Annotated in this window: 18 protein-coding genes; 7 read left to right on the top strand and 11 right to left on the bottom strand. The window is 73.9% G+C overall.

The genetic code is table 11. From position 1 onward, the window contains the following. Positions 1-9 precede the first annotated feature (9 nt). Both J2W21_RS04020 and J2W21_RS04015 read left to right on the top strand, forming a co-directional pair. A complete protein-coding gene (locus J2W21_RS04020) occupies positions 10-1,368 on the top strand; it encodes a DUF58 domain-containing protein (RefSeq protein WP_307113223.1) in 1,359 nt (452 codons plus the stop codon). Next, a complete protein-coding gene (locus J2W21_RS04015; RefSeq protein WP_307113222.1) occupies positions 1,365-3,710 on the top strand; it encodes a transglutaminase TgpA family protein in 2,346 nt (781 codons plus the stop codon). Before J2W21_RS04020 ends, J2W21_RS04015 begins: the two co-directional genes overlap by 4 nt. A 167-nt stretch (positions 3,711-3,877) precedes the next feature. Here J2W21_RS04015 and J2W21_RS04010 read toward each other — a convergent pair whose 3' ends face one another. Together J2W21_RS04010 and rsmI are read right to left on the bottom strand one after the other, a co-directional pair. After that, positions 3,878-5,371 (bottom strand): NAD-dependent succinate-semialdehyde dehydrogenase, encoded by a 1,494-nt coding sequence (locus tag J2W21_RS04010; RefSeq protein WP_307113221.1) that lies wholly within the window; start codon positions 5,369-5,371, stop codon positions 3,878-3,880. Between the two features lie 154 nt (positions 5,372-5,525). After that, the gene (gene rsmI, locus J2W21_RS04005) at positions 5,526-6,422 is read right to left on the bottom strand and encodes a 16S rRNA (cytidine(1402)-2'-O)-methyltransferase (RefSeq protein ID WP_373423069.1); all 897 of its coding nucleotides are present in this window, start codon (positions 6,420-6,422) and stop codon (positions 5,526-5,528) included. Between the two features lie 103 nt (positions 6,423-6,525). On the opposite strand from rsmI, the gene J2W21_RS04000 reads away from it, so the two are divergent. Both J2W21_RS04000 and J2W21_RS03995 read left to right on the top strand, forming a co-directional pair. Then, positions 6,526-8,184 carry a dolichyl-phosphate-mannose--protein mannosyltransferase gene (locus tag J2W21_RS04000; RefSeq protein ID WP_307113220.1) on the top strand — a complete coding sequence of 553 codons (1,659 nt, stop codon included), beginning with the start codon at positions 6,526-6,528 and terminating at the stop codon, positions 8,182-8,184. A 118-nt stretch (positions 8,185-8,302) separates the two neighbouring features. Then, the gene (locus tag J2W21_RS03995) at positions 8,303-10,189 is read left to right on the top strand and encodes an AMP-dependent synthetase/ligase (protein WP_307113219.1); all 1,887 of its coding nucleotides are present in this window, start codon (positions 8,303-8,305) and stop codon (positions 10,187-10,189) included. On the opposite strand, the gene J2W21_RS03990 is transcribed toward J2W21_RS03995, so the two are convergent. The 5 genes from J2W21_RS03990 to J2W21_RS03970 all read right to left on the bottom strand — a co-directional run bounded on the left by J2W21_RS03990 (position 10,177) and on the right by J2W21_RS03970 (position 15,062). Next, entirely contained in the window at positions 10,177-11,361 is a 1,185-nt protein-coding gene (locus J2W21_RS03990; RefSeq protein ID WP_307113218.1) for a TIGR01906 family membrane protein, read from the bottom strand. The two genes, J2W21_RS03995 and J2W21_RS03990, sit on opposite strands and share 13 nt — an antisense overlap. A gap of 126 nt (positions 11,362-11,487) precedes the next feature. Next, positions 11,488-12,717, bottom strand: coding sequence for a L,D-transpeptidase (locus J2W21_RS03985; RefSeq protein WP_307113217.1), 1,230 nt, complete (start codon positions 12,715-12,717; stop codon positions 11,488-11,490). Positions 12,718-12,860: 143 nt separating this feature from the next. Further along, on the bottom strand, positions 12,861-14,363 hold the full coding sequence (gene ahcY, locus J2W21_RS03980) for an adenosylhomocysteinase (RefSeq protein ID WP_307113216.1): 1,503 nt from the start codon (positions 14,361-14,363) through the stop codon (positions 12,861-12,863). Further along, the gene (locus J2W21_RS03975) at positions 14,360-14,554 is read right to left on the bottom strand and encodes a Trm112 family protein (protein ID WP_307113215.1); all 195 of its coding nucleotides are present in this window, start codon (positions 14,552-14,554) and stop codon (positions 14,360-14,362) included. Before J2W21_RS03975 ends, ahcY begins: the two co-directional genes overlap by 4 nt. 64 nt (positions 14,555-14,618) lie before the next feature. Then, positions 14,619-15,062 carry a DUF3499 domain-containing protein gene (locus J2W21_RS03970; RefSeq protein ID WP_307113214.1) on the bottom strand — a complete coding sequence of 148 codons (444 nt, stop codon included), beginning with the start codon at positions 15,060-15,062 and terminating at the stop codon, positions 14,619-14,621. A gap of 121 nt (positions 15,063-15,183) precedes the next feature. Between J2W21_RS03970 and J2W21_RS03965 the strand changes: the two genes are divergently transcribed. Beyond that, the gene (locus J2W21_RS03965; protein WP_307113213.1) at positions 15,184-15,708 is read left to right on the top strand and encodes a metallopeptidase family protein; all 525 of its coding nucleotides are present in this window, start codon (positions 15,184-15,186) and stop codon (positions 15,706-15,708) included. A gap of 21 nt (positions 15,709-15,729) precedes the next feature. Here the strand turns inward: J2W21_RS03965 and J2W21_RS03960 are convergent, their stop codons facing one another. Genes J2W21_RS03960 through J2W21_RS03950 form a run of 3 tightly spaced genes read right to left on the bottom strand, consistent with a single transcriptional unit; the run spans position 15,730 to position 21,492 of the window. Then, complete coding sequence (locus J2W21_RS03960) at positions 15,730-17,334, bottom strand: DUF5719 family protein (RefSeq protein WP_307113212.1); 1,605 nt, start codon at positions 17,332-17,334, stop codon at positions 15,730-15,732. Next, positions 17,315-20,938, bottom strand: a complete 3,624-nt coding sequence (locus J2W21_RS03955; RefSeq protein ID WP_307113489.1) for a glycosyltransferase family 2 protein — start codon at positions 20,936-20,938, stop codon at positions 17,315-17,317. The genes J2W21_RS03960 and J2W21_RS03955 overlap by 20 nt, the downstream gene beginning before the upstream one ends. A gap of 2 nt (positions 20,939-20,940) precedes the next feature. Then, positions 20,941-21,492 carry a WhiB family transcriptional regulator gene (locus J2W21_RS03950; RefSeq protein ID WP_307113211.1) on the bottom strand — a complete coding sequence of 184 codons (552 nt, stop codon included), beginning with the start codon at positions 21,490-21,492 and terminating at the stop codon, positions 20,941-20,943. A gap of 283 nt (positions 21,493-21,775) precedes the next feature. Between J2W21_RS03950 and J2W21_RS03945 the strand changes: the two genes are divergently transcribed. Then, positions 21,776-22,504, top strand: a complete 729-nt coding sequence (locus J2W21_RS03945) for a TIGR03089 family protein (RefSeq protein ID WP_307113210.1) — start codon at positions 21,776-21,778, stop codon at positions 22,502-22,504. A 12-nt stretch (positions 22,505-22,516) separates the two neighbouring features. Here J2W21_RS03945 and J2W21_RS03940 read toward each other — a convergent pair whose 3' ends face one another. After that, positions 22,517-23,113, bottom strand: a complete 597-nt coding sequence (locus J2W21_RS03940) for a GtrA family protein (RefSeq protein WP_307113209.1) — start codon at positions 23,111-23,113, stop codon at positions 22,517-22,519. A gap of 256 nt (positions 23,114-23,369) precedes the next feature. On the opposite strand from J2W21_RS03940, the gene J2W21_RS03935 reads away from it, so the two are divergent. Continuing rightward, positions 23,370-24,524, top strand: a complete 1,155-nt coding sequence (locus J2W21_RS03935) for a 5-(carboxyamino)imidazole ribonucleotide synthase (protein WP_307113488.1) — start codon at positions 23,370-23,372, stop codon at positions 24,522-24,524. Positions 24,525-24,545 lie beyond the last annotated feature (21 nt).

Raw genomic sequence — 24,545 nt, 5'->3', positions numbered from 1 at the left:
CGGTCCGGCGTGGAGCGGCTGCCCCGGACGGACTGGCGGGGCACCCTCACACCTCGCGGCTGGGGCTTCGTGGTCGCCGCCGCGGTGGCGCTCATGGCCGCCCAGGTCATGGGCCGGCGCGACCTCCTGCACCTTGCGGTGTTCCTCGCGCTCGTCCCGGCAGGAGCCCTCGTGGCCAGCCTTCTCGTCCGCCCGTCGATGACCGTGGTGCGCAGGCCGCGCCCGGAGGTCGTCGAGGCCGGTCAGAGCACCGAGGTCGCGCTGAGCCTGCGCCACAGCGGCCTGCTCTCGGGGCGGATGGCCATGACGGAGCAGCTTCCCGCCTCGCTCGGCACGGGCCCCACCTTCGTCTACCCCGGTGCGTCGATCGGCCGGGACGGGGCGAGCAACTACCGGTACGAGCTCGGCTGCCCCCGGCGCGGGCTCTACTGGATCGGCCCCGTCGAGGCCCTGCACTCGGACCCGTTCGGGCTGGCCGAGCGGCGCAGCAGGGTGGGTGCCACCACGAGGCTCACCGTGACCCCGGCGGCGATCGCCCTCCCCGCAGCCGCGCTGTCCGGGCTGCGGGGGGCCGAGGGCATCATTGCGGCCCGCATCCAGTCGGTGCCGAGCGAGGACGATGTCATGACCCGCGAGTACCGCCACGGGGACCCCATGCGCCGCGTCCACTGGGCGGCGACGGCACGGCATGGCGAACTCATGGTGCGGCAGGAGGAGTCCGCCGTCTCGCCCGAGGCCACGATCGTGATGGACCTGCGGGGCACCGCGTTCCCGGACGCGGGGCAGGAGGGCGCCGAGGGCAGCGAGTCGGCCGCGTTCGAATGGGCGGTCAGCGCCGTCATGTCCGTCGCCGCCCACCTGAGCGAGCTCGGCTATTCACTGCGGCTGCTCGAGCCCGGCGGGGGCCTCGCCCTCGCACGCTCCTCCTCGGCGCCGGAGCCCGACGCCGTCGAGTACACGGGCCGAGACGGCCTCGCCCTGATCGCCGAGGGCCTCGCCGCGATTGCCCCGGCGGAGCCGACCCAGAATCCCGCCGGCTTCAGCGACCCCCTCCTCGACAGGCTCGAGGGCCACCGCCACCGGGGCCCGATCGTCGCCGTCCTCGGCCGCACCACGGCGGAGCAGGCCCGCGAGCTGGCCTCGGCGTCCGGATTCGCCGAACGCGCGCTCGCCGTGGTCGTCGCCCCTCGGGCCGGATCCTCGCGCGCCGCCGTCGACGCCCTGCGGGAGGCTGGCTGGAGGGCCGCGGAGGCAACGCCGCGCTCGTCGATGCAGCGGGTGTGGGCTGCGCTGACCGCCGAGGACACCTCCTTGGACCGCGGGGAGCGCCGCGCGGGCCCGGGCGGCGGGGAGAGGAGCTCCGCGTGAAGGGCCCCTCGCTCCGGCGGCCCGGCTGGCGCCATGTGCCAGCCGAACTGTTCCTGGCCCTCGCCGTCGGCGGCGGGTCGCTCGCGTACGGAGGGGTGCTGCGGGGTTGGTCCTGGCTGTACCCGGTCCTCGTGGTGCTCCTCGCCACGGTTGCCGGGACCTCCCTCGCCCGGGCGTTCCGCTGGCACCCCGTCGCCGTCGCCGTCGCCGGGCTGGCGGCCTGGACGGCCGCGATGGACTCGATGTTCTTCCGCGGCGCGAGCCTGCTCGGCCTCGTCCCGACCGCGGGCACGCTCGGCGCCGCGCACGAGGCGCTGGATCAGGCCTGGCACACGGTCGCCTATGACGCGGTCCCGGCAGCGCCCAACGTCGGCATCGCGGCCCTGAACGCCGGGGCGATCGGACTCATCGCGCTCGTCACCGAGACCATCGCCCTCTCGTGCCGCATGCCGGCAGTCTCGGGCGTCGCCGTCCTCGCGGTCCTCGTCGTCCCCGCCGTGCTCAAGCCGGAGAGCGTGGGCGCAACGGGCTTCGCGACCGCCGCGGCGGGCTACCTCGGGCTCCTCGCCACCGCAGGCTCCGCCTACGCCTCCGGCAGCGCCGCCGAACGCCTCGCCGCCGCGCTGTCCCCCGGACGCTTCGCCGTGCTCGTGGCGACCGTGGTCGCCGGCGCCCTCGCGATCCCCCAGATCATCCCCGGGTTCGACGCCGGAACCTTCCCCGAGGGCTCCCGGCTGCAGAGCCTGGGGCAGAATGTGGGCCTCAACCCGCTCATCAGCCTCGGCAATGATCTGAGGAGCTCGAGCGCCGTCGGCGTCCTCACCTACGCGACCGACTCGACGTCACCTGTCTACCTGCGCACCGTGACGGTCGAGGACTTCAACGGGGCCGCCTGGGGGCCGGAGAACCACGACGACCAGCTCCAGCACCCCATCACCCAGATCGCCGGCCCCGCGGCGGCCATCGGTCCCACGACCGCCACGACCACGGTCGTCACCACCGGCGGCTTCACGAGCCCCTACCTGCCGGCACCGTACGCGCCCCAGTCGCTCGAGGGCGTGCGGGGCGACTTCGGCTGGGACCCGAGCGACCTGAGCATCAAGGGCGCGCCGGCGTCGAGCCAGAACCAGCTGTACGTGGTGCACTCCACGATGCCGCAGCTCACGCCCCAGGCGCTCTCCGCCGCGGTGACCGCGCCGCGCGGGATCGACCTCGTCGCCGCGCAGGTCCCCAGGGGCGTGCCGGCCAACGTGCGCAGCGCGGCCGAGCAGGTCACCCAGGGCGCCGCGACCCCGTACGCCCGCGCGCTGAAGATCCAGGCGTGGCTGCGCACGTTCCAGTACTCGGAGAAGACGCCGGTCGAGGACGGCTACGACGGCACGGGCATGGACGTGCTGAGCACCTTCCTGACGAAGAAGTCGGGCTACTGCATCCACTTCGCCGCCGCGATGGCCGTCATGGCCAGGGTGGTCGGCATCCCCAGCCGCATCGCCGTGGGCTTCGCGCCCGGGCACCCCACCGGCCAGACCGTCGCGGTCCCGGCCTCGCAGCCCCTGCCCGAGTTCCAGGTCGACGGCAGGGACGCCCACGCGTGGCCGGAGCTGTACTTCCAGGGGCTCGGCTGGGTGCCGTTCGAGCCGACGCCCACGCGCGGGGTGCTGCCCTCCTATGCCTTCACCGACATCGCGGGCCCGGGCGGCAGCAGCAACCTGGACAACCTCAACGACGGCCTGCGGGCGAGCCCCAACGGCGCCTCCGCGACCCCAGCGCCCAGCCGCCCGGCGTCGGCCCCGGCCACCGCACAGGAGCCCGCCCCGTGGATTCCCGCCGTCCTCGTGGCGCTCGGGCTCCTCGCGCTCGCCGTCGTCGTCGCCCTTCCCGCCGCCCTCCGGGCGGCGCAGCGGCGGCGACGGCTCCGGCGCGGACTCCGAGGGATCTGGGAGGAGCTCGAGGCAGTAGGGGTCGACCACGGGCTCCCGCCCGGCCCCGCCGACACCCCGCGCTCGTACGCGCAGCGGCTCGGGGCGTGGGACGCGGACGACGGCGGCCTCCACCGCGCGCTCGACACGCTCACCACCGCGTACGAGCGGCACGAATTCGGGCGCCCCGGCTACGAGGCCGACGAGGATGCCGCGCGGCACGCAGTCGCCGTGGTGCACGAGGCCGGGCGCCGCACGCAGCATCCGGTGCGGCGGGCGCGGATCGCGGCGCTGCCGCCCTCGTCCTTCGCCTGGCTCACGCGTGCCCGGACGCGGCTGGCCCCCGCAGCCGGGGCTGCGGGGGCCAGGATGCGCGCGGCCCTGGGGCGGGCCCTGCGCCGCGTGCGGCGGCCGAAGGACTGAGCCCCCGCCCCACCGCGGTTGAGGGGTCATGTCCCACGGTTGAGGGGTCATGTCCCACGGTTGAGGGGTCATGTCCCGCGGTCCGATGCCGGGCCATTGGCCAGTCAACGCAGGGACATGACCCCTCAGCGCAGGGAGATGACCCCTCAATTGGGGGGGCGGGGTTGTCAGCCCGCGTAGGGGTCCGCGATGCCGATGTACTGCGTCGTCGTGTACTCCGCGATGCCCTCGGCGCCGCCCTCGCGGCCCAGGCCGGACTGCTTGACGCCGCCGAACGGGGCGGCCGCGTTGGAGATGACGCCGGCGTTGAACCCGACCATGCCGTACTCGATCTGCTCGGCCACGCGGAACATGCGCGCGTAGTCCCGGGTGAACAGGTAGGAGGCGAGGCCGTACTCGGTCGCGTTGGCGAGGCGGATGGCGTCCTCCTCGGTCTTGAACGTCGTGACCGGGGCGACCGGGCCGAAGATCTCGTTGCGGAGGATCTCGGCGTCGTTCGGGACGTCGGCGAGGACGGTCGGGGCGTAGAAGTAGCCCTCGCCCTCGAGCGGTGCGCCGCCGGTGGCGACGCGGGCGCCGGACTGGACGGCCTCGGTCACGAGGGCGTGGACGTCCTTGCGGGCGCCGCCGTCGATGAGGGGGCCCACGGTCGTGGACGGCTCGGTCCCGCGGCCGGGCGTGAGCTCCGCCATCGCCGCGGCGAACTTGGCGGTGAACTCCTCGGCCACGGACTCCTGCACCAGGAAGCGGTTGGCGGCCGTGCAGGCCTCACCCATGTTGCGCATCTTCGCGGCCATGGCGCCCGCCACGGCCTTGTCCAGGTCGGCGTCCTCGAAGACGATGAACGGCGCGTTGCCGCCGAGCTCCATGGAGGTGCGCAGCACGTTCTCGGACGCATCCGCGAGCAGGCGGCGACCCACCGGCGTCGAGCCCGTGAACGAGACCTTCCGCAGGCGCGAGTCCTTCATGAGCGGGCCCGAGATGCTCGAGGCGGACGAGGAGGAGACGACGTTGAGCACGCCGGCGGGCAGCCCGGCCTCCTGCATGACCGCGGCGAACAGCTGGGTGGTGAGGGGGGTGAACTTCGCCGGCTTGACCACCATGGTGCAGCCCGCGGCGACCGCGGGGGCGATCTTGCGGGTCGCCATCGCCAGCGGGAAGTTCCACGGCGTGATGAGCAGGCAGGGGCCCACCGGCTTGCGGTGGACCAGGATCTTGTTCTTGCCCTCGGGGGTGGTGAGGTAGCGGCCGTAGTCGCGCACGGCCTCCTCGGAGAACCAGCGCAGGAACTCGGCGCCGTAGGTCACCTCGCCGCGGGACTCGGCCAGCGGCTTGCCCATCTCGAGGGTCATGAGGAGGGCGAAGTCCTCCGCGCGCTCGGTTACGAGCTCGAAGGCGCGGCGCAGGATCTCGGCGCGCTCGCGGGGCGCCGTGCGGGCCCAGGAAGCCTGGACGGCGTCGGCGGCGTCGAGGGCAGCGACCGCGTCCTCGCTCGTGCCGTCCGCGATCTCCAGCAGGGTCCTGCCCGTCGCAGGATCCTCGACCGCGAACTTCTTCCCGCCGGTGGCCTCGCGCCACTCGCCGTTGACCAGCAGGCCGGTGGGGACTTTCGCGAGCAGCTCCTGCTCGCGCTCGGGGGTGACAGCGGTGTTCTCGGGCACGTCGACTCCTTCGTGGGCACGCTCGACATCGGGCGTGGGTGGACTCCTTCCACGCTAGGCCTCGGCGGCCGCGGGTGTCCATGCATCCGAGGACGAGCGTGACCGACTTCACCTGTGCAGATGCACAAACGACTTCCGCGGGATTCCGGGCTTTTTACTTCGCGGCCAGCGCGGCGGCGTACAGCTCGCGTTTGCTCGTGCCGGCCTCCCCCGCGACGACCGCGACGGCGTCCTTGAGCCGCGCCCCGCCCGCGACGAGGGCCTGCACCGCGCCCACGAGGTCCTCGGGCCGGGCCGGGGCAGCGGCGGGCGCGCCCTCGGCCACCACCGCGATCTCGCCGCGGACCTCGCCCGCCTCGGCCCACGCGGCGAGCTCGCCCGCCGTGCCCCGCAGGACCTCCTCGTAGGTCTTGGTGAGCTCCCGGCAGACCGCGATGCGGCGCTCGGGCCCGAACGCCTCGGCGACCGCGCGGAGCATCGGGGCGAGCCGGTGCGGCGCCTCGAAGAACACCATGGTGCGGCCCTCGGTCCGCAGCTCGGCGAGCCGGGACGCGCGCTCCCCGGCCTTGCGCGGCAGGAAGCCCTCGAAGCAGAAGCGGTCCGTGGGCAGCCCGGACAGCGCCAGGGCGGTGAGGACGGCGGAGGGGCCCGGGACCGCCGTCACGGTGAGCCCCTGCGCGACGGCTGCCTCGACGAGCCGGTAGCCCGGGTCGGACACGGCCGGCATGCCGGCGTCGGTGACGAGGAGGACCGTGCCGCCGGCGGCGACGGCATCCAGCAGCTCGGGCGTCTTGGCGGCCTCGTTGTGCTCGTGGTAGCTGACCACCCGCCCCCGCGGGTGCACGCCGAGCCCGCGCACGAGCCGCTGGAGGCGCCGCGTGTCCTCGGCGGCGATGACATCCGCCTCGCCGAGCAGCTCGACGAGCCGCCGGCTCGCATCGCCCAGATTGCCGATCGGCGTGGCAGCGAGCACCACGGCCCCGCCGGCCGGCCGCGCGGGGTGGGTGCCGCCGTCGTGCGCCTGGCCCTCCTCCGGCTCCGCGTCCGGCAATGGGCTGGGTCCCTGGGGGGTCTCGCGAGGCTGCACGGGCCCCAGCCTACGCCAGCGCAGCCTGCCCGCCCCGGGCCGCTTCGCCCCGGTAGCATGGGCCGGGATGGCCACCCAGACCCCCACCCGCCCGCCGGTGCGCAGCTGGAACTCCCCGCGCCCCCGGATCGTCGATCCCGCGCAGTATGCCTCGCGCGGGCCGGCCGCGGCCTTGCGGGAGCGCCTCCTCGGGCTCTGGGCCGCGCCGGGGCCCGGGACGTGGGACCGCCGGCTCGCCTGGCTCGTGCCCGTGGCCGTGGGGCTGGTCGCCGGGCTCCTACGCTTCTGGCAGCTCGACCGGCCGCACTCCCTCATCTTCGACGAGACCTACTACGTCAAGGACGCGTACTCCTACCTCGTCGCAGGCGTGGAGCGGAGCTGGACCCAGAACGCCAACGACCTCTTCGTCAACGGAGACATGTCCGGGCTGCTCTCCTCCCCCGAGTACGTGGTGCACCCGCCCGTGGGCAAGTGGATGATCGCGGCCGGGATGGCGCTCTTCGGACCGGGCAGCTCGTTCGGCTGGCGCTTCTCCGCGGCACTCGTGGGCACGCTGTCCGTGATGATGACGGCGTGGGCCGCCCGACGGCTGTTCCGCTCGCACACGCTCGCCGCGGCCGCGGGCCTGCTCCTCGCGATCGACGGCCACCACCTGGTCCTCTCCCGCACCGGGATCCTGGACATCTTCCTGTCCTTCTGGCTCCTCGCCGCGTTCTGCCTCCTCCTGCTCGACCGGGACGACGGCAGGCGGCGCCTCGCCGCACGCCTCGGGGCCCTCGCCGGACCAGACGGACGGATACGGCCGACGGCGCTCGTGACGGGCCCGTGGCTCGGCGTGCGGTGGTGGCGGATCGCCGCAGGGGTCTGCCTGGGGCTCGCCGTCGGCGTGAAGTGGTCCGGCCTCGCCTTCGTGGCGGTGTTCGGGATCATGACCGTCCTGTGGGACGCGGGTGCGCGGCGCGAGGCCGGGGTGCGCGCCTGGCTCCCGGGCGCCGCCCTCCGCGACGCCCCGCTCGCGGCGGCGAGCCTCCTCGTCACCGGGGCCGCGGTCTACCTCGCCTCGTGGACCGGCTGGTTCCTCTCGGACAACGGGTTCTACCGGCACTGGGCCGAGGAGCACCCGGACCCTGCCTGGGGCTGGGTGCCGGCCCCGCTGCGCTCGCTGTGGCACTACCACCAGGAGGCCTACGCCTTCCACAACGGCCTCTCCACACCCCACCCGTACGCGTCGAGCCCGTGGAGCTGGCTCCTGCAGGGCCGGCCGGTCTCCTTCTACTACACCGAGCCGGCGGGCACGTGCGGGGCCGACCACTGCTCCTCGGCCGTGCTGTCGGTGGGGAACCCGCTGATCTGGTGGGGCGGCACGGTAGCCCTCGGCGTCCTCGTGCTGCTCTGGGCGGGACGGCGCGACTGGCGGGCCGGAGCCATCCTCTCGGGCCTTGCCGCCGGGTACCTGCCGTGGTTCATGTACCCGAACCGGACCATGTTCGCGTTCTACGCGGTCTCCTTCGAGCCGTTCCTCGTCCTGGCCCTGGCCATGGTCCTGGGCCTCATGCTCGGCAGGCCCACAGACCCGCCCGGGCGCCGGCAGGCAGGGCTCCTCGCCGTCGGGGTGTTCGTCCTCGCAGCCCTCGCGGTCTCGGCGTACCTCATGCCCCTGTGGACCGCCGAGCCCATTCCCTACATCGAGTGGCGGCTGCGGCTGTGGATGCCGAGCTGGACGTAGCGGCCCGGCCCGCGTCGCCCGGGCCGGGAGCGGCCCGGGGATGGCAGGATGGGCCTAGGCATTGAGCACGGCACGGGGGGCCACTGGAGACGAGCGGGAGCGCGGAGAGGACGGGCACGTGGCAGGCGGAGCGGAAGCCGGAGCAGGAGCGCAGGAACAGCGGGCGGAGGCGGCGGCTCCCCTGCTGGCGAGCCTGCCGACCGAGGCGAACGTTACCTCGCTCCTCGAGGACCGGGTGGCGGCCACCCCGGACGCCGAGCTGTTCTCGCGCCGCACCGAGGCGGGCTGGGAGCCCGTCAGCGCCGCGGAGTTCCGTGCGGACGTGGTGGCCCTCGCGCAGGGCCTCATCGCCAGCGGACTGGACGTGGGCGACCGCGTGGCCATCGTCTCGGCCTCGAGCTACGGGTGGGCGCTCGTCGACTTCGCCGTCTGGTACGCCGGCGGCGTGCCCGTGCCCATCTACGAGACGTCCTCGCCCTCGCAGATCGCCTACATCCTCGCCGACTCGGGCGCGCGCCGCGTGTTCGTGGAGAACAGCCACCTCGCCCTGACCGTCCAGGACGCCATCAGCTCCTCGCCCGAGCTCGGCAGCGCGTGGCTGCCCATCACGCTCATGACCGAGGACGGCGGCGGCTCGAACCTGAGGAGCCTCGCGGGCCCCGGGTTCGGGGTCCCGGCCCAGGAGCTCGAACGCCACCGCACCGCGGCAGACCTCGACTCACTCGCGACCCTCGTGTACACGTCCGGCACGACCGGGCGCCCCAAGGGCTGCGAGATCACCCACCGCAACCTCGCCCTGCTCGCGGTCAACCTCCAGGCCCACCTGCCCGACGTGGTCGGCCCGGGGGCGCGGACGCTCATGTTCCTGCCGCTGGCCCACGTCCTTGCCCGCGCCGTCCAGATCACCTGCGTCGCGGCGGGCGTCGTGGTGGGGCACTCGCGCCAGTCGACCCTGCTCGATGACCTGGCGACCTTCCGGCCCACGTTCCTCCTCGCTGTCCCGCGCGTGTTCGAGAAGGTCTATGCCGCCGCCGAGGAGCGGGCCGCCGAGGGGGTGCGGGGCTCGCTCTTCGAGCGCGCCGCGGCGACGGCGCGCGAGTTCTCCCGCGCGCTCGACGAGGAGGCCGCCGGGCGCGGCGAGGGCCCGGGGCGGCGTCTGCGGCTGCGGCACGCCGTGTTCGACCGGCTCGTCTACGGCCGGCTGCGCGCAGCGTTCGGGGGCAGGGTCTCCACGATCGTCTCGGGCGGCAGCGCCCTGAGCCCGTCCCTCGCGCACTTCTTCCGCGGCGCGGGCCTGACGGTCCTCGAGGGCTACGGCCTGACCGAGACCACGGCGCCGTGCACCGTGAACACGCCGCAGGCGACCCGGATCGGCACGGTGGGGCGTCCGGTCCCGGGCACGACCGTGCGCATCGACCCCACCGGCGAGGTGCTCGTGAAGGGCATCGGCGTCATCCGCGGGTACCGCGGCGGCGGTGCCGCTGCCCCCGGCGGCGAGGGGCCGGCGTCGGCCTTCCGGGAGGACGGGTTCTTCGCCACCGGCGACCTCGGCTCGCTCGACTCCGACGGCTTCCTCACCATCACCGGTCGGCTCAAGGACGTGCTCGTGACGGCGGGCGGCAAGAATGTGGCGCCCGGTCCGCTCGAGGAGGCGCTGCGCGAATCCGAACTCGTCGCGCATGCCGTCGTCGTGGGAGAGGGCCGGCCGTTCGTGGGCGCCCTCATCGCGCTCGACGGCGACCAGCTGGGCGCGTGGGCACGCCGCCGCGGGCGGACGCTGGGCATCGCCGAGGCGGCCGCTGACCCGGAGGTCCTGGCGGAGCTCCAGCAGGCGGTCGATGCCGCGAACGCGGCCGTGTCCCGCGCGGAGTCGATCCGCCGGTTCGTGGTCCTGCCGAGGGAGCTCACGCTCGAGGACGGCGACCTGACCCCGTCCCTCAAGCTGCGCCGGCAGCGCCTCGTCGAGTCCTTCCCGCAGGAGCTTGAGGACCTCTACTCCGCCTGAGCCTCGGCCTCTTCGGCCTCGGCCCGGGAGGCCTGCGCGGCCTCCGGCTCCCCCGCGGCCCCGCGGGCTGCGCGGCGCTTGGGCGTCGGCCAGCAGAAGATCACCATCAGGCTCGCCGCGAGCAGCACGAGCACGCCCACCACGAGCGCGGAATCCACCCAGAACTGGCCGGGGAAGAGCCGGATGAGGGAGTCCTCGAGCCTGAAGGTCCACGTGCCGTTCGCGAAGAAGATCCGGTGGAAGTCAGTGAAGAACTGTTCCCACCCCAGCGCCGCGAGGACGGCGAGGGCTGCGATGATCGCGATGGTCACGAAGGAGCCCGCGAAGAGTCCGCGCCCGAACGCGCCCTTCGTCTTCCGCAGCCCGATGGCCGCGAAGATGAAGAACAGCAGCAGGACGATCCCCGCCCCGTACGAGGAGAGGACCACCGTCTTGACGTCCGCCATGTGGCTGACCTCGCCGGCGGTGAACAGATGGTCGCCCGAGGGCAGGACCAAGTCGCCGAGGTACCGGGGCCCGGCGAGGTTCGCGAGGTAGTCGACCGCGTACGAGCCGTAGGTGAGGCGGTCGTCGGTCGTGAAGCCGTAGCCGTCGCCCGGGAACCCGGGCCGGTAGTACTCGATCCACAGGAACAGCGGCGTGGCCACGACGCGCACCGCGGCGATGAGCAGCAGGAAGGGAAGGAAGAACGCCATCAGCACCTGGACGATGCGCCGGCCGACGGGCCGGGACCGCGCGACGGCGTCGCGCTCGTTCCGCCGCCGCTGGACCTCGTCCTCGGGCGGGCGGACGTTGATGGCGCTCGTCGGGGACGGCTCGCGGTGCACAGGGGCGGAGTGGTCCGGGGTGTCCTGGGCCCCGGCCCCCGGGACGGCTGCGTCCTGCTCGCCGGCGGCGCGCTCGCGGGAGCGCTTGGCTTCTGCTCGGGTCTGCGCGGGGACGGCGGCGGTCTCCGCCGGGGTGGCCCGCGGGGCCGCTGGCGCTGCCTCAGGTCCTGGTGCTCCGGCGGCCGTGGCCTCGGTGGTGGTGGCGGCGTGCTGCCCCGCAGTGGGCTCGGACACGCGGCGGCCCGCACCGGCGGGCCTCATCCAGCCGAAGGCCGGCTCGTCGCTGTCCCCGGACTCGTCGAAGTCCGCCCCCGGCTCGGATCCGGAACTCTTGTCGGTCAACATGTCACCGTCCAGTAGAGGCCCGCGGGCCTGGAGTCTGCATGGTTCTCATTCCACCGTACCGGTGCTGGCGCCCGCTCCCGCGTAGCGGCACCCACGTGTGGCCGAAGCGTTATCGCGGCCGGCGCCTCAGCTGTTCGCGTACTGGGCCCAGGGGATGTTCCAGTCTCCGAATCCGTCGTCGAAGTTCGCGTAGTCGCCCTGGGTGTTGATGATCTGGACGACATCGCCCGTCGTCATGTTGTCGAAGACCCACGACGCGCCGTCGGGGCCCAGGCCGATACACCCATGGGAGACGTTGGTCTGCCCGAGGTACGGCAGGGCGGTGTCGGTCGCCTGGTGGATGAATTCGCCGCTCGGGGTGAGCCGCGTCGCGTACTCGACGTCGAGTTCGCCGTAGTTGGCGGGGTCGCCGGGCTTGAGCCCGATCGAGGCGGCGACGAAGTGTGCCTTGCGCTGCTTCTCCATGAGCACGAGGTAGCCGCGGGCCGACGGGAACCGGGTGTCGCCCAGGGTGGCCGGCCAGGTGTGCACGGGCTTGTCATTGATGTACGCCGTGAAGGTGTGGGCGGTCGCGTCCGCGACGGCGGTGCGCTTGTCGCCGATGTGCACCGTGTTCGTCTTGGAGAAGTTGCCGATCTGGCCGTTGCCTAGGTCCACGCCGAAGAGGTCCATCTTGACCGTGATGGTGCTGTGCGCCGCCCAGAAGGTCTCCGGCCGATAGCGGACCATCGTGTCGCTGTACCAGTGGAAGGCGCCGGGCTGGCCCGAGGTCGACGTGATCGTGATGGCCTTCTCGACGGCCTTCTTGTTCTTCACCGGCTCGCTGAAGGTCAGCTGGATCGGCTGGGCCACTCCGACACTCATCCCGTCGAGGGGGTACATCGCCGCATCGGCCTCGTTCTTGGTGGCGACGGTGGCGAACGTCGTCGTCGCCGACTCGGTCCGGCCCGCGGCGTCGATCGTGGTGTAGCTGAGCGTGTAGGTCGCGTCGAAGGCAAGCTGGCCCTTCGAGGTCCAGCCCGCACGCGAGGAGCTCAGCGCGCCGTCGACGTCCTGGCCGGAGTCGGAGCGGAGGCTGACGTTGTCCAGGGTGCCGTTGGTCACGGTCACCGTCACGGGCGCCGCCGGGTTGACCTCCTTGGCGCCGCGGGCGGGCACTGTCGCGGCGGTCGCCTGCTTCACGACGGGGAAGGCGGAGCCCGGCTGGCTGCGGATCGGCGAGGACTGCTCGGAGGTGATGGGGGCGGCCTGGAGCGGGCCGACGGCCGCGAACACACCCCCGATCCCCGCCAGCACGAGAATGCCGGCCAGAATGGCGATCTTCGGGCCCCTGGCGAGCCGCTTCCGCTCAGACATGATCGGGGTCCCCACTTTCTGCCGCACATCCCCTCGAGCAAGCCTACCGGCAGCGCACGGCCGCCCCTGTCACACCCCGGCTACGGTCGGGACACGATCGGGGCGGCCGGCAGAGCCCGAGACGGGCAGGGCGCGCAGAGGCGTCAGTAGCGGTAGTGGTCCGCCTTGTAGGGCCCGGCGACATCGAGGCCGAGGTACTCGGCCTGCTCCTTGGTCAGCTCGGTGAGCTCGACGCCGAGTGCCGCGAGGTGCAGGCGCGCGACCTTCTCGTCGAGCACCTTGGGCAGGACGTAGACCCGGTTCTCGTACTCGCGCTGGTCGCCCTGGTCATCGCCCTGAGGGCGCTTCGTCCAGAGCTCGATCTGGGCGATGGTCTGGTTGGCGAACGAGTTGCTCATCACGAAGGACGGGTGCCCAGTGGCGTTGCCGAGGTTGAGCAGCCGGCCCTCCGAGAGCACGATCACCGAGTGCTCGGCCGTGGCGCCGTTCAGGCCGCTCGAGGCGGGGAAGACCCACTCGTGCACCTGCGGCTTGATCTCGACCTTGCGGATCCCCGGAATCCTCGCGAGGCCGGCCATGTCGATCTCGTTGTCGAAGTGGCCCACGTTGCCCACGATGGCCTTGTCCTTCATGGCCTCCATGTGCTCGGCGAGGATGATGTCCTTGCCGCCGGTGGTGGTGATGAAGATGTCGCCCTGGTCCACGACCGACTCGAGCCGGGCCACCTGGTAGCCGTCCATCGCCGCCTGCAGGGCGCAGATCGGGTCGATCTCGGTCACGATCACGCGGGCGCCCTGGCCGCGGAGGGCCTCGGCGGCGCCCTTGCCCACGTCGCCGTACCCGCAGACCACGGCGACCTTCCCGCCGATGAGCACGTCGGTTGCCCGGTTGAGGCCGTCCGGGAGGGAGTGCCGGATGCCGTAGCGGTTGTCGAACTTGCTCTTCGTGACCGCGTCGTTGACGTTGATCGCCGGGAAGAGCAGGGCGCCCTGCTCGGCGAGCTGGTAGAGGCGGTGGACGCCGGTGGTGGTCTCCTCGCTCACGCCCTTGATGCCGGCCGCGATGCGGGTCCACTTCTGGGGGTCGCTGGCCTGGCCGGCGCGCAGGACGTCGAGGATGATCCGGTACTCCTCTGGGTCCTCGTCCGTCGCCTCGGGCACGGCCCCGGCGGCCTCGAACTCGACGCCCTTGTGGACGAGGAGGGTCGCGTCCCCGCCGTCGTCGAGGATCAGGTTGGGTCCGAGTTCGGGGTTCGTGTCGGCGCCGGGCCACGTCAGGATCTGCTCGGCGGTCCACCAGTACTCCTCGAGCGACTCGCCCTTCCAGGCGAACACCGAGACGCCCTGCGGGTCCTCCGGAGTGCCGGGGCCGACGACGACGGCGGCAGCGGCCTCGTCCTGCGTCGAGAAGATGTTGCAGGAGGCCCAGCGGACCTCGGCGCCGAGCGCCACGAGCGTCTCGATGAGCACGGCGGTCTGGACCGTCATGTGCAGCGACCCGGCGATCCGTGCCCCCTTCAGCGGCTGCGACTCGCCGTACTCCTCCCGCAGCGCCATGAGGCCGGGCATCTCGTGCTCGGCGAGGCGGATCTGGTGCCGCCCTGCCTCGTGGAGGGACAGGTCCTTCACCTTGAAGTCGGGGGTCATGCGTGCTCCTGGTTCGCGGAGGTGGTAGTGGGCGCGAGGAGGACGGGGATGCCGTCCTCGATCGCGTAGCGCGGCGTCGTCCCGTCGGGGCCCGGCACGGTCGCCACGAGGCTGTCGCCGTCCTGGACGAGTGCGGATCCCGTCACGGGGCACCGGAGGATGTCCAGCAGCGAGGGGCTGAGATTCGGCATGCCCTCTAGCCTACCGAGTCCGGCAGAGCCCTCGGGGCGCGCTGCCGTGTCCCGGCGGCCCGCGTCAGTACGGCTCGCGCAGGAGCCTCAGATGCCGTCGGGGGATGTCCGCACCCGGCGGGACATCAAGGGGTGCGCGGGCCGGCCGGTCGCCGGGGGCCCGGTCAGCTGCCTGGTCGGGGTCGGCCCGGTGCGCGCCGGACCGGCCCGAGGACGCGGCATCGCTGCCGTCCTCGCCGGGGGATTCCCCCTCGCGGACCGCGTCGGCGAGGGCGAGGATGTCGTCGGGGCTGCGGGGCGGGGCCGCCGGCAGGGCCAGGCGCAGCACGTCCCATCCGCGGGGCACGGTGAGCCGTTCGGCGTGGGTCGCGCAGAGGTCATAGCTGTGCGGCTCGGCGAACGTGGCGAGCGGGCCGAGCACCGCGGTGGAATCGGCATACACATACGTGAGCGTTGCCACCGCCGCCTGGCGGCAGGCAGATCGAGAACAATGGCGTAGTGGACCCACGGCACAGAACCCTACTCCCGGGACCGCTCGAACCTGGGCATTGACCTCGTCTCCAGGGGCCCGCGCCGCGCGCCTCGGCGGCGACTCGCCACGGCACGAACGGGGCGACTAGAGTCGATGTATGCAGGATCGTTCCTTCTCCGGGGGCCCGTCGGACCCGGGCGGGCCTACCCTCAGCATCCGGGCGGTGCCGCCGGAGGGAGAGCTGGCGGCGGAACGACGGCGCGGCTTCCGCCAGCGCCGGAGGAACCGCCATGGGCGCGGCCTGCGCGGGGAGATCCTGCCGTCTGTGCTCCCCGCGAGCCGGACCCGCGCGGAGCGCTTCGAGGACTGGGTCTTCGACGCCGCGGACCGCCTCCAGGAGCTCAACTCTCCGAAACTGGACGGGGTCGAGTACGCGGTCGAGGAGATCCCGCCCGGACTCGAGCAGATGCTCCGGGACGGGGGCCGCCCGCCGCAGGGGCAGTACACGCCCGGGGCGGCCGGCCGCGCTCCCCGCATCACCATCTACCGCCGCGTCGTCGAGACCGGCGCCTCCTCCCCCGCCGAGCTGCAGGACCTCGTGCACGACATCGTGGTGGAGTACACGGCCCTCATGCTCGGCGTCGCGCCCGAGACCCTCGATCCGTACTACCGCGGCTACTAGGCCCAGCGCCGGGCGCCGGCCCTAGTAGCCGACCGTCACGGGCAGGGAGCGTGCTCCCGCGGCGGAGGTGACGATGGTGGCCGCCGAGATCGCGTTCCCGTCGCCCTTGAACAGGAGCGAGCCGTAGGCCGGGTCTCCGGAGGCCGAGAGCACGTACCCGGTGAGCGCCGAGCCGTCCACCTTCTCGGGGGCGTCGAGGACCGCGGTCGTCCCGCCGGCGACATCGAGCGAGACTGGGCTGTGGAACGCGCCGTCGTCGGTGACCGGGACCGCGCGGATCTGTGCGCGCCCGTCCGGGACGCCGAACACGATCTGCCGGGACCCGCCGCCCTGCCCCACGGTGACCACGTGGCTGTCGCCGATGCGCTGGGACGCCGTGGCGACGGCCGTGTCGAGCGGCTCGTCGGCCGAGAGTCCGCGCGGCACACGGGCCGAGGCCGTGAAGGAGACGTCGGCCGTCGCAGACACGCTGTACGTTCCGGCGGGGAGCCCTGCGAGGGGAACCTCCGTGACTGTTCCCGCCTTGGCTGTCACGACCCCGCCGCCGGGCAGCTGCACGGCGCCGTTGCGGCCGTAGACGCGAAGCTGCACGACGGCGTCCGCGGCGCCGGGGACGGTGATCTGCACAGCGGCGCCGGCGTCCTCGTACCCGCTCCTGGCCGTGAGGTCCTTGGACCGGCCCGGGTCCTGCAGCTCGATGCCCGTCACCGTCTGCCGCGGCGACGGAGCGGCCGCGGGGGTGATGAGCTCGACGCCGCCGGGGGTCAGGCCGCGCAGTGTGGACTGCTGGATGGCCGCGGCCACGGGGGCACCGGTGCTGCGCACGTGCACGGAGACGTTGGCCTGTCCCGGCATGTAGCCGCTGAGCACATAGGAGGCGGAGCTGCCGGGCTTGACCTGGAGCCCCCGGCTCGACGGGGGCGCCTGGGTCAGCGGCTTGTCCCCGAAGAACTCGAGGTCCACGGTCGCCGGACTGGAGCCCGGGTTCGTGAGGGTGAGGATGGACGTCCGCCCCACGGTCGTCTCCGCCCCGAGGAGCCACTGGTCGTTCGTGGGTGCCGTGCAGGTCGCGGTCGCGAGGCCGCGCAGGTCGCCGTCGCCGGCATCGAACCGGGTGAGCGCCCCCGTCGAGGCAGGGGCGCCGGCGAGGGGCTTGGCCGTCAGCAGGGTCAGCGCATCCACGCCTTGAGCTGCGATTGCCGCAGCGCGCGGCTGGGCCACGGTGCCCGCGGGCACCTTCTGGCCGGAGAGGGACTTCAGCGGCTTCGCCCCCTGCGGCGCGAGCGCGGTGTCCGGAAGGGTGCCCTGGGTGTCGGAGAGGACGATCCCGCTCACCTGGGTGCGCGCGGTACGGCTTGCCGGGCTGAACTGGGGGTCGCCCTGCACCGGGGTGCCGGACAGCAGGCGGGCGGGGCCGGGGCAGGCGCGCACGGCGTCTGCCGTGGGCACATCCACGGAGGGCGCGCTGCCCGCGCCGAGGGACGCGGGAGCGGGCACGGCGGACGCGGACACCGTGAGCCCGCCGGCCAGGCCGGCCAGGACCGTCCCTGCGAGGGCGGCGCCCACGGCCCGCATCCGGCGGCCGGGGCGGCTCTTATGGGTCCGGTCAGAGGCGGGCGTCGTCATGCACTGCTTCCTCACTGCTCGCAGGGGCGCGGTCCTCGGCCTTGCCAGCCCTCTCGTCGGCGCGCCGGCGCGCCGGCCGCGGCCCCTCGGGCCGGTCGGCCGGCGACCGGTCCTCCTCGGGGCGGGCCGCCTCTGTGGGCTGCACGTCGGGTTCGTCGATCGGCCAGTCGTCCGGCCCGTCGTCGAGCGGCGTGCCCCCGCTTGGCTGGACGGGGGCCGGTGCGGCGGCCTCGTCGTCCCGGCGGCGTCGGGGGGCGGTGCGCGCCGCGGGGCGGTGGGGCTGGCGGCCCAGGGACTCGGGGACGAGCAGGGCGGATCCCGCGCCTCGGCGGCCGGTGCGGCGGACCCGGGCCGGGATGGCCAGCAGGAGGGTCAACGCGAACGCGGCGACGGCGGCGGACCCGAGCGGCCACGCCGCCGGGTTGCGGTAGGCGATGTCCAGGCGGCCTCCCTGGGCCGGGAGCTCGAAGGCCTGGGCCCAGCCCTGGGCCGACCGCGTGAGCGGCCTGCCGTCGAGCGAGGCCGACCACTGCGGGTCGCTGCGCTCGGCCAGCACGAGCCGGCGCCCCTGGGGACCGGCCGGGATGTCCGCGGAGACGGTCTCGGGGCCGGAGGGGACCGCCGCGAGGGTGGCGCCGGACGCGGCAACGATGCGCACGCGCTGGTCGATGGCGAAGGCGCCGTCCTTGCCAGCCGTGCGCGGAGTGACGCGCCACAGCCAGCCGGCGTCCGTGCGGCCCACGGCCACGAGGGAGGGCACGGCGTCGATGCGGCCCGCGGTCACCTCGTCCGTCGCGCCGTCGTCGGTGAGCACCACGAAGCCCACGCCGAGCTGCTCGAGGTCGCTGCGCGGGTCCACGGCCGCGCCGCCGCCCACCGTGGCGACTGCGTGCCGGAGCGCGGTGAGCGCGGCGTCGTCGTCGGCGATCCGCTCCGAGCCCCAGGCGCCGGTCACCCGGCTCGACGCGGCGACCGCGGACAGCGAGTCCAGTGTGGTGCCGGCTCCGCGCATGAGGCTCGCGGTGAAGCCTCCGGCATCGGTGCCGTGCAGGACGAGGGTGCGGGTCTGCTGGGGCCCCTGGCCCAGGTCCGCAGCGGTCGCGGGAAGGACCCGGGACAGGCCCGGGCCGACGAGCGCCTCGGCGCCGAGGCCGCCGGAGGACGGGGCGTGGCCAAGTCCGGTGGCGGCCCACTGGGCCAGGGCTCCGGCGGGCCCGGCGGCGACGATGACGTAGGCGAGCGCGATCGCCGCGGCGGCGGCGCGTCGCGGCGCCCTGGACGCCGTGGAGCCCTCGGGCTGGGGGCGGTGGGCGATGTTCCTGCGGTGCTCGAGGAGCCGGTCGAGGGCGAGGACGCCGACCGTGATGAAGGCGATCGAGGCGGCGCCGAGGCTCGGCCCGGCGAAGGGAGCCGCGAGCGAGTCCCCGGCCACGGCGGTGGGGGTGCGGGACACGGCCCACGCATAGGCAAGGCCCAGGACGCCCACCGCGAACAGCAGGCGCGCCGCGACCCCGCGCCGGCCCGTGAGCAGGACGGCTCCGGCCACGGCGGCGGCCAGGACGGGGGCGCCGAGGAGCAGCGCCCCGAGGAGGGACCACGGCACGCCTGCGGGAAGCGCCGGGACTCCGGTGAGCGCGGCGCCTGCGTCGAACGCCACGGGCTGGCCGAGGACCAGCTGCCACGGCGGCGCGGGGGCGCCCGCGAGCGGCACGCCGGGGTCCGCGATCCACGCGCGCAGGTCCGACGGCGCGGACACCCAGAGCGGCGCGAAGAGCGCGGCCGTCGGCACGAGCACGATCCACAGGCTCCTCGCGCGCCCACGCAGGGCGAGCGAGGCGAGCAGGACCACCGCGGCGGCGAGCGGGACGAGCGAGGGCGCGCCGGCCGTCGCCAGAGCGAGCGCGAGGCCGCCGGCGGCGGCCGCGGTCCACGACGGAACGCCGCCGGTCCCATTGCGCGGCTCGTGGCGGGGGCCCACCGTGCCGCGGACCCGGGCGCCGCCGACCGCGCGGACCATGCCGAGCACGGCCCAGGGCAGCGCCGCATGGGCGACGACGGCGCCGAGGCGGCCCTGCGCAAGCGCGGTCAGGAGGGAGGGCGCCGCGGCCCAGACGAGGGCGGCGAGCCAGCGGGGGGCCCGGTGGACCGTGAGGTTGGCGGCGAGGGCCCAGGCCCCGAGACCGGCCAGGGGCGCGGCAGCGACGAGGGCGGCGGTCACGCCACGGTTCGGGTCGCCGGCAGCGAGGAGCCCGAGGAGCCAGAGCACGAGGTCGAACGGATCGCCGTGCCCGGCCTGGCCCGGGCCGGTCCCGGCCCACCAGCTCGTGGCGTGGGCGAAGACCGCCGAGAGGGTCGTGGAGACGGGCACGAGCGCGCCGCCGACCGCGGCCTCGGCGCCCAGCAGCGGGGCGAACGCCGCGAGCGCTGCGACAAGGGCCGCCGCGGCGACCACGACGGCGCCGGTCCCGGCCCATCCGCGGGAGGCGACCGCGAGGGCGGCGAAGTCGTCCTCGGAGTCGCCCGTCGGCTCGCTGGAGCCCTCCGCGATCCCGGAGCCGTCACCCACCACGCTCTCGGGCTCGGCGGCCGCGGATTCGAGCAGTGCGCGGCGGTGGGCCCAGATGTCCCGGCGCGGTGTGACGAGCGGGCGGAGCACCGAGCGCGAGACGGTGCGGCTCCGGCGCGCCGTCCGGCGGCCGCGGGCCAGCCGGACCGGCATGCCCAGGGCCGCGAGGGTGGCGCCGAGCCGGGCGGCGCCGAGCGCGGGCTCCTTGAGGATGATCGCGACCAGGAACTGCCAGAGTCCGCCGAGGAGAGCGCCCGCAGCGTGGAGGGGAAGCTGCCACAGGGGCGCGTGCTTGAGCCGGGAGTAGACCTCGGACCGGCGGCCCGCGAAGGGCGTTCCCGCTGCGCCGGGCCGGGCGGAGTGCATCATGCGGGCCTGGGGGACCACGACAACGCGGTGGCCGGCGAGGCGCGCACGCCAGCAGAAGTCGACGTCGTCGCCGGTGGCCGGCAGCGCCGCGTCGAAGCCGTGCAGGGCCTCCCAGACGTCCCGGCGCACGAGCATCCCGGCCGAGTTCACGGCGAAGACGTCGCTGCGCGCGTCGTACTGCCCCTGGTCCTGCTCGTCGACGTCGATGAGGGTCAGCCGCTCGCCCCAGCGGCTCACCGACAGGCCGACGTCCACGAGGCAGCCGGGCGCGTCCGCGTCGAGCTGCTTGCAGCCGGCCACGGCGACGCTCGGGGCAGCCTCCACCGCGGCGAGCAGCGCAGCGAGCGCGTCTGGCGCGGGGGCGGCATCGTCGTGCAGCAGCCAGAGCCACTCCACGGCGCCCGCGGGGACAGGCTGCGACCCCGCAGCCAGGCCACCGAGCCCACGGGCCACGGCGCCGCCGAAGCCGCCGGGCGTCCGCACAGCGGTGACATTCTCGGCCCCGAGGGCGTCGCACAGCAGCTCGGCGGAGTGATCGCGGGAGCCGGTGTCAACGCCGATGGCGGCGTCGACGGGTCGCGTCTGGGACGCGAGGCCGGCGAGGGTCGCAGGAAGGTAGGGACCGCCGTCGTGCGCAACGACGACAGCGGTGACGCGTAGAGCCTCCAGGGTCAGACCGCCCGCTTCCGGAGCCGGCGACGCTCGCGCTCGGAGAGGCCGCCCCAGATGCCGAAGCGCTCATCGTTGGCGAGGGCGTACTCGAGGCACTGGGCACGCACCGTGCAGGATCCGCAGACCTTCTTGGCGTCCCGGGTCGAGCCGCCCTTCTCGGGGAAGAATGCCTCGGGGTCGGTCTGCGCGCACAGCGCCTCGGCCTGCCACGCGAGCTCGCCCTCCTCGGGCTCGCCCGGCTGGACGAGGTCGATGAGCACGGCCTTGGGCGAGTGCTCCCGGGGGTTGGCGAGCAGGGCGAGCGCCCGCTCGATGGCCTCGTCCGCCGGCTCGTCCTCGACGTCGTCGTCGGGGTCCTCCACCTCGTGGGCCGCGAGGAATGCCGTGGCGGCATCCTCGAGGGTCTCCACGGAGCGGGCCTCGTACCGCTCCTGTGCCTCCGGATCTGCTGGGTCGACGTACCAGTCCGCGGGAATCCCCCGCGACCGGTACCTGGCCGATGCCTGTGCAGCTACGGCCGACTCGTACTGGATACGCTCCGCCTGTCCCACGGTGCTCCTCCTCGGGTCGTGTTCTGCGCGGCGAGCCGCTTCAGACCAGCGCCAGGAAGAATCCCGGTGCCGGTCCCCCTCGGCCATGCGATGATCGGTTCATCGGTGCCGCCGGCGCAGTTACTGTCCAGTCCTAATTACATGCGTGTAAGACGGTCGGAGTCAAGCGGTGGCGGCAGATTCTAGCCAGAGGATTCCGCGGGCTGTCTGTGCGACACGCGCGGTGGGCGGCGCCGGCCCCAACCCGCGGGCGCGCCACGGGGCCCTGTGGTCCAATGGGCGCATGCCATCGACGATCGCCCACCTGCTGCAGCGGCTGCGCGCCGGCCAGCACGCCTCCTCCCCCCGCCTGACCTGGTACGGCCCCGGCGGGGAGCGCATCGAGCTCTCGGGCCGCGTCCTGGAGAACTGGGTCGCGAAGACGTCCAACTTCCTCTCGGAGGAGCTCGACGCCGAGGTCGGCACGCGGGTGCGGATCGCCCTGCCGGCCCACTGGAAGTCCGCTGTGATCGCGCTCGCGGCGTGGCAGGTGGGCGCTGTGGTCGTCGACGGCCCAGGCGCTCCGGCCGACATCACCTTCGTGGGGCCGGACACCGCAGCGGACGACGCCGCGCCCTCCAGCGGCGCCCTCGTCGCCGTCGCGCTCGGGGCGCTCGAGATGGGCTACCCGGGCCAGCTGCCTGCCGGCGCGTACGACTACGCGGCCATCGTGCGCCAGTTCGCCGACTCCTACGAGCCCTTCGACCCGCCGGCCGAGGACGACGCGGCGTACGAGTCGGGGGGCGAGTCCTTCTCGCAGTCAGAGCTGATCGCCGGGTTCGCTGCCCCGACGGCCGCCGGCGCGCGCGTCCTCGTCCCGGCCAGAGAGGGCCTGCACGCCTCGCTCGGGCGGCTCCTCGGGGCCTGGGCCACGGACGGGTCGGCAGTGCTCGTCCACCCGCAGCCCGAGGAGGCGGAGGACGGGCGCGTGCTCGAGCGCATCCGGGAGGCCGAGAAGGTCACCGGGCCCTGAGCGGGCCTTCCCTCAGCGGTCCCCGGCAGCACCCAGGTCACCGGGGCCCGCGGCCGTCCGGCCAGGTTCCCCGGGCCCGGCCGCGGAGGCGTGCTCCTGGTGCCCGTGCCCGTGTTCGTGCTCGTGCTCGAAGATCTCGTGGTCGCCCTCGTACCCGGGCTCGGTGTCGAGCTCCTGGTTGAAGACCCAGAAGCGGTAGGCGAAGAACCGCACCACCGTGGCGACGACGATACCGACGACGCCGGCGAGGAAGAGCAGGTTCTTGTCCTGGATGTCCATCCAGTACTTGGCGATGGCGGTGAACCCGGTCGAGATGCCGATGCCGAGGCCGTTGATGACGGCGAACATGACGAACTCGCGGGCGATGTTGGCCTGCTTGCGGTGCCGGAAGGTCCAGTACCGGTTGGCGACCCACGAGAAGATGGTGGCCACCGTGGCTCCGACGAAGCGCGCCTTGGCCTCCGAGTCGGACATGACGGTGTGCATGAACAGGTAGGTCAGGCCGTTGTCGATGACGAAGGCCACACCGCCGACCGTGCCGAACTTCGCGACCTCGCGCCAGAAGAGCGAGACGAGACCACGCAGGCGGTCGGAGATTGTCGAGATCATGATCCTCCACGGACGGCATTGGGGCGGCGCATCGCCTGGGGACGCACCGCATCCGGCGCCCCGCCTCGGGCCGAGGGCCCAGAACGGGGAGAGCGCACAGGACATTCTACCGCCGCCACGCGAGGCGGAGTCTGGGCGGCCCCTGTGAGCGCGGCGCCCCCGGACCTGCGTCCGCCGCCCGCGGGCGCTCGTTCTGTAGTCTGTGGGAGTGAGTTTTCCTGTGATCGGAGTGGTCGGAGGCGGCCAGCTGGCGCGCATGATGGCCCCTGCTGCGACTGCCCTCGGCCTTGAACTGCGCGTCCTCGCGGAGGCGGAGGACGTCTCCGCCGTCCCCGCCGTCCCGTTCGCGCCCGTCGGCGACTACCGCAGCCTCGAGGACCTGCGGGCGTTCGCCCGCGAGGTAGACGTCCTGACGTTCGACCACGAGCATGTGCCCACCGAGCACCTCCTGGCCCTCATGGCGGAGGGCGTCAACGTCCAGCCGGGTCCCGACGCCCTCGTCCACGCCCAGGACAAGCTGCGCATGCGCGAGGCGATCGACGAGCTCGGACTGCCGAACCCGCGCTGGCGTGCCGTGCACCACGTCAGCGAGCTCGTCGCGTTCGGCGACGAGATCGGCTGGCCCGTGGTGCTGAAGACGCCGCGCGGCGGGTACGACGGCAAGGGCGTCCGGGTGCTCCGCTCGGCCGCGGACGCCGAGGAGTCGGACGACTGGTTCGGCACCATGTCGCCGCTCCTGGCCGAAGAGATGGTCGGCTTCTCCCGAGAGCTGTCCGCGCTGGTGGCCCGCACCCCCAGCGGAGAGTCCCGCGCCTGGCCGGTCGTGCACACCATCCAGGTCAACGGGGTGTGCGACGAGGTCATCGCCCCGGCGCCCGAGCTGGACCCCGCCGTCGCCCTCGCCGCCCAGCAGGCGGCGCTGACGGTGGCCGAGAGCCTCGGGGTGACGGGCGTGATGGCCGCGGAGCTGTTCGAGACGCCGGGCCGCGGCCCCGGCTTCCTCGTCAACGAGCTCGCGATGCGCCCGCACAACACCGGGCACTGGACGCAGGACGGCTCGGTGACGAGCCAGTTCGAACAGCACCTGCGTGCCGTCCTCGACCTTCCCCTGGGGGCCACGGAGGTGCTCGGCGACTGGGCCATCATGAAGAACTACCTGGGCGGCGCCAACCAGGACCTCTACAGCGCCTTCCCGGCCGCGCTCGCTGCGGACCCCGCCGCCAAGGTCCACGCCTACGGCAAGTCCGTCCGGCCCGGTCGGAAGATCGGCCACGTCAACCTCGTCGGCGGCCCCGGATCGGATCCGGCCGCCCTGCGCGAGCGGGCCTCGCGCGTCGCCGCGATCGTCCGCGACGGCGCCCCCGGCACGCCGGCGGACCAGACGCCATCCGACCGGCAGGAGAACCCGTGAGCACCCCGGCATCGCACCAGC

The organism is Sinomonas atrocyanea, from assembly GCF_030811715.1.
Taxonomy (GTDB): Bacteria; Actinomycetota; Actinomycetes; order Actinomycetales; family Micrococcaceae; genus Sinomonas; species Sinomonas atrocyanea_A.
Note: the sequence above shows the minus strand (reverse complement) of the source record. Positions and strands in the feature narration are given on the sequence as shown.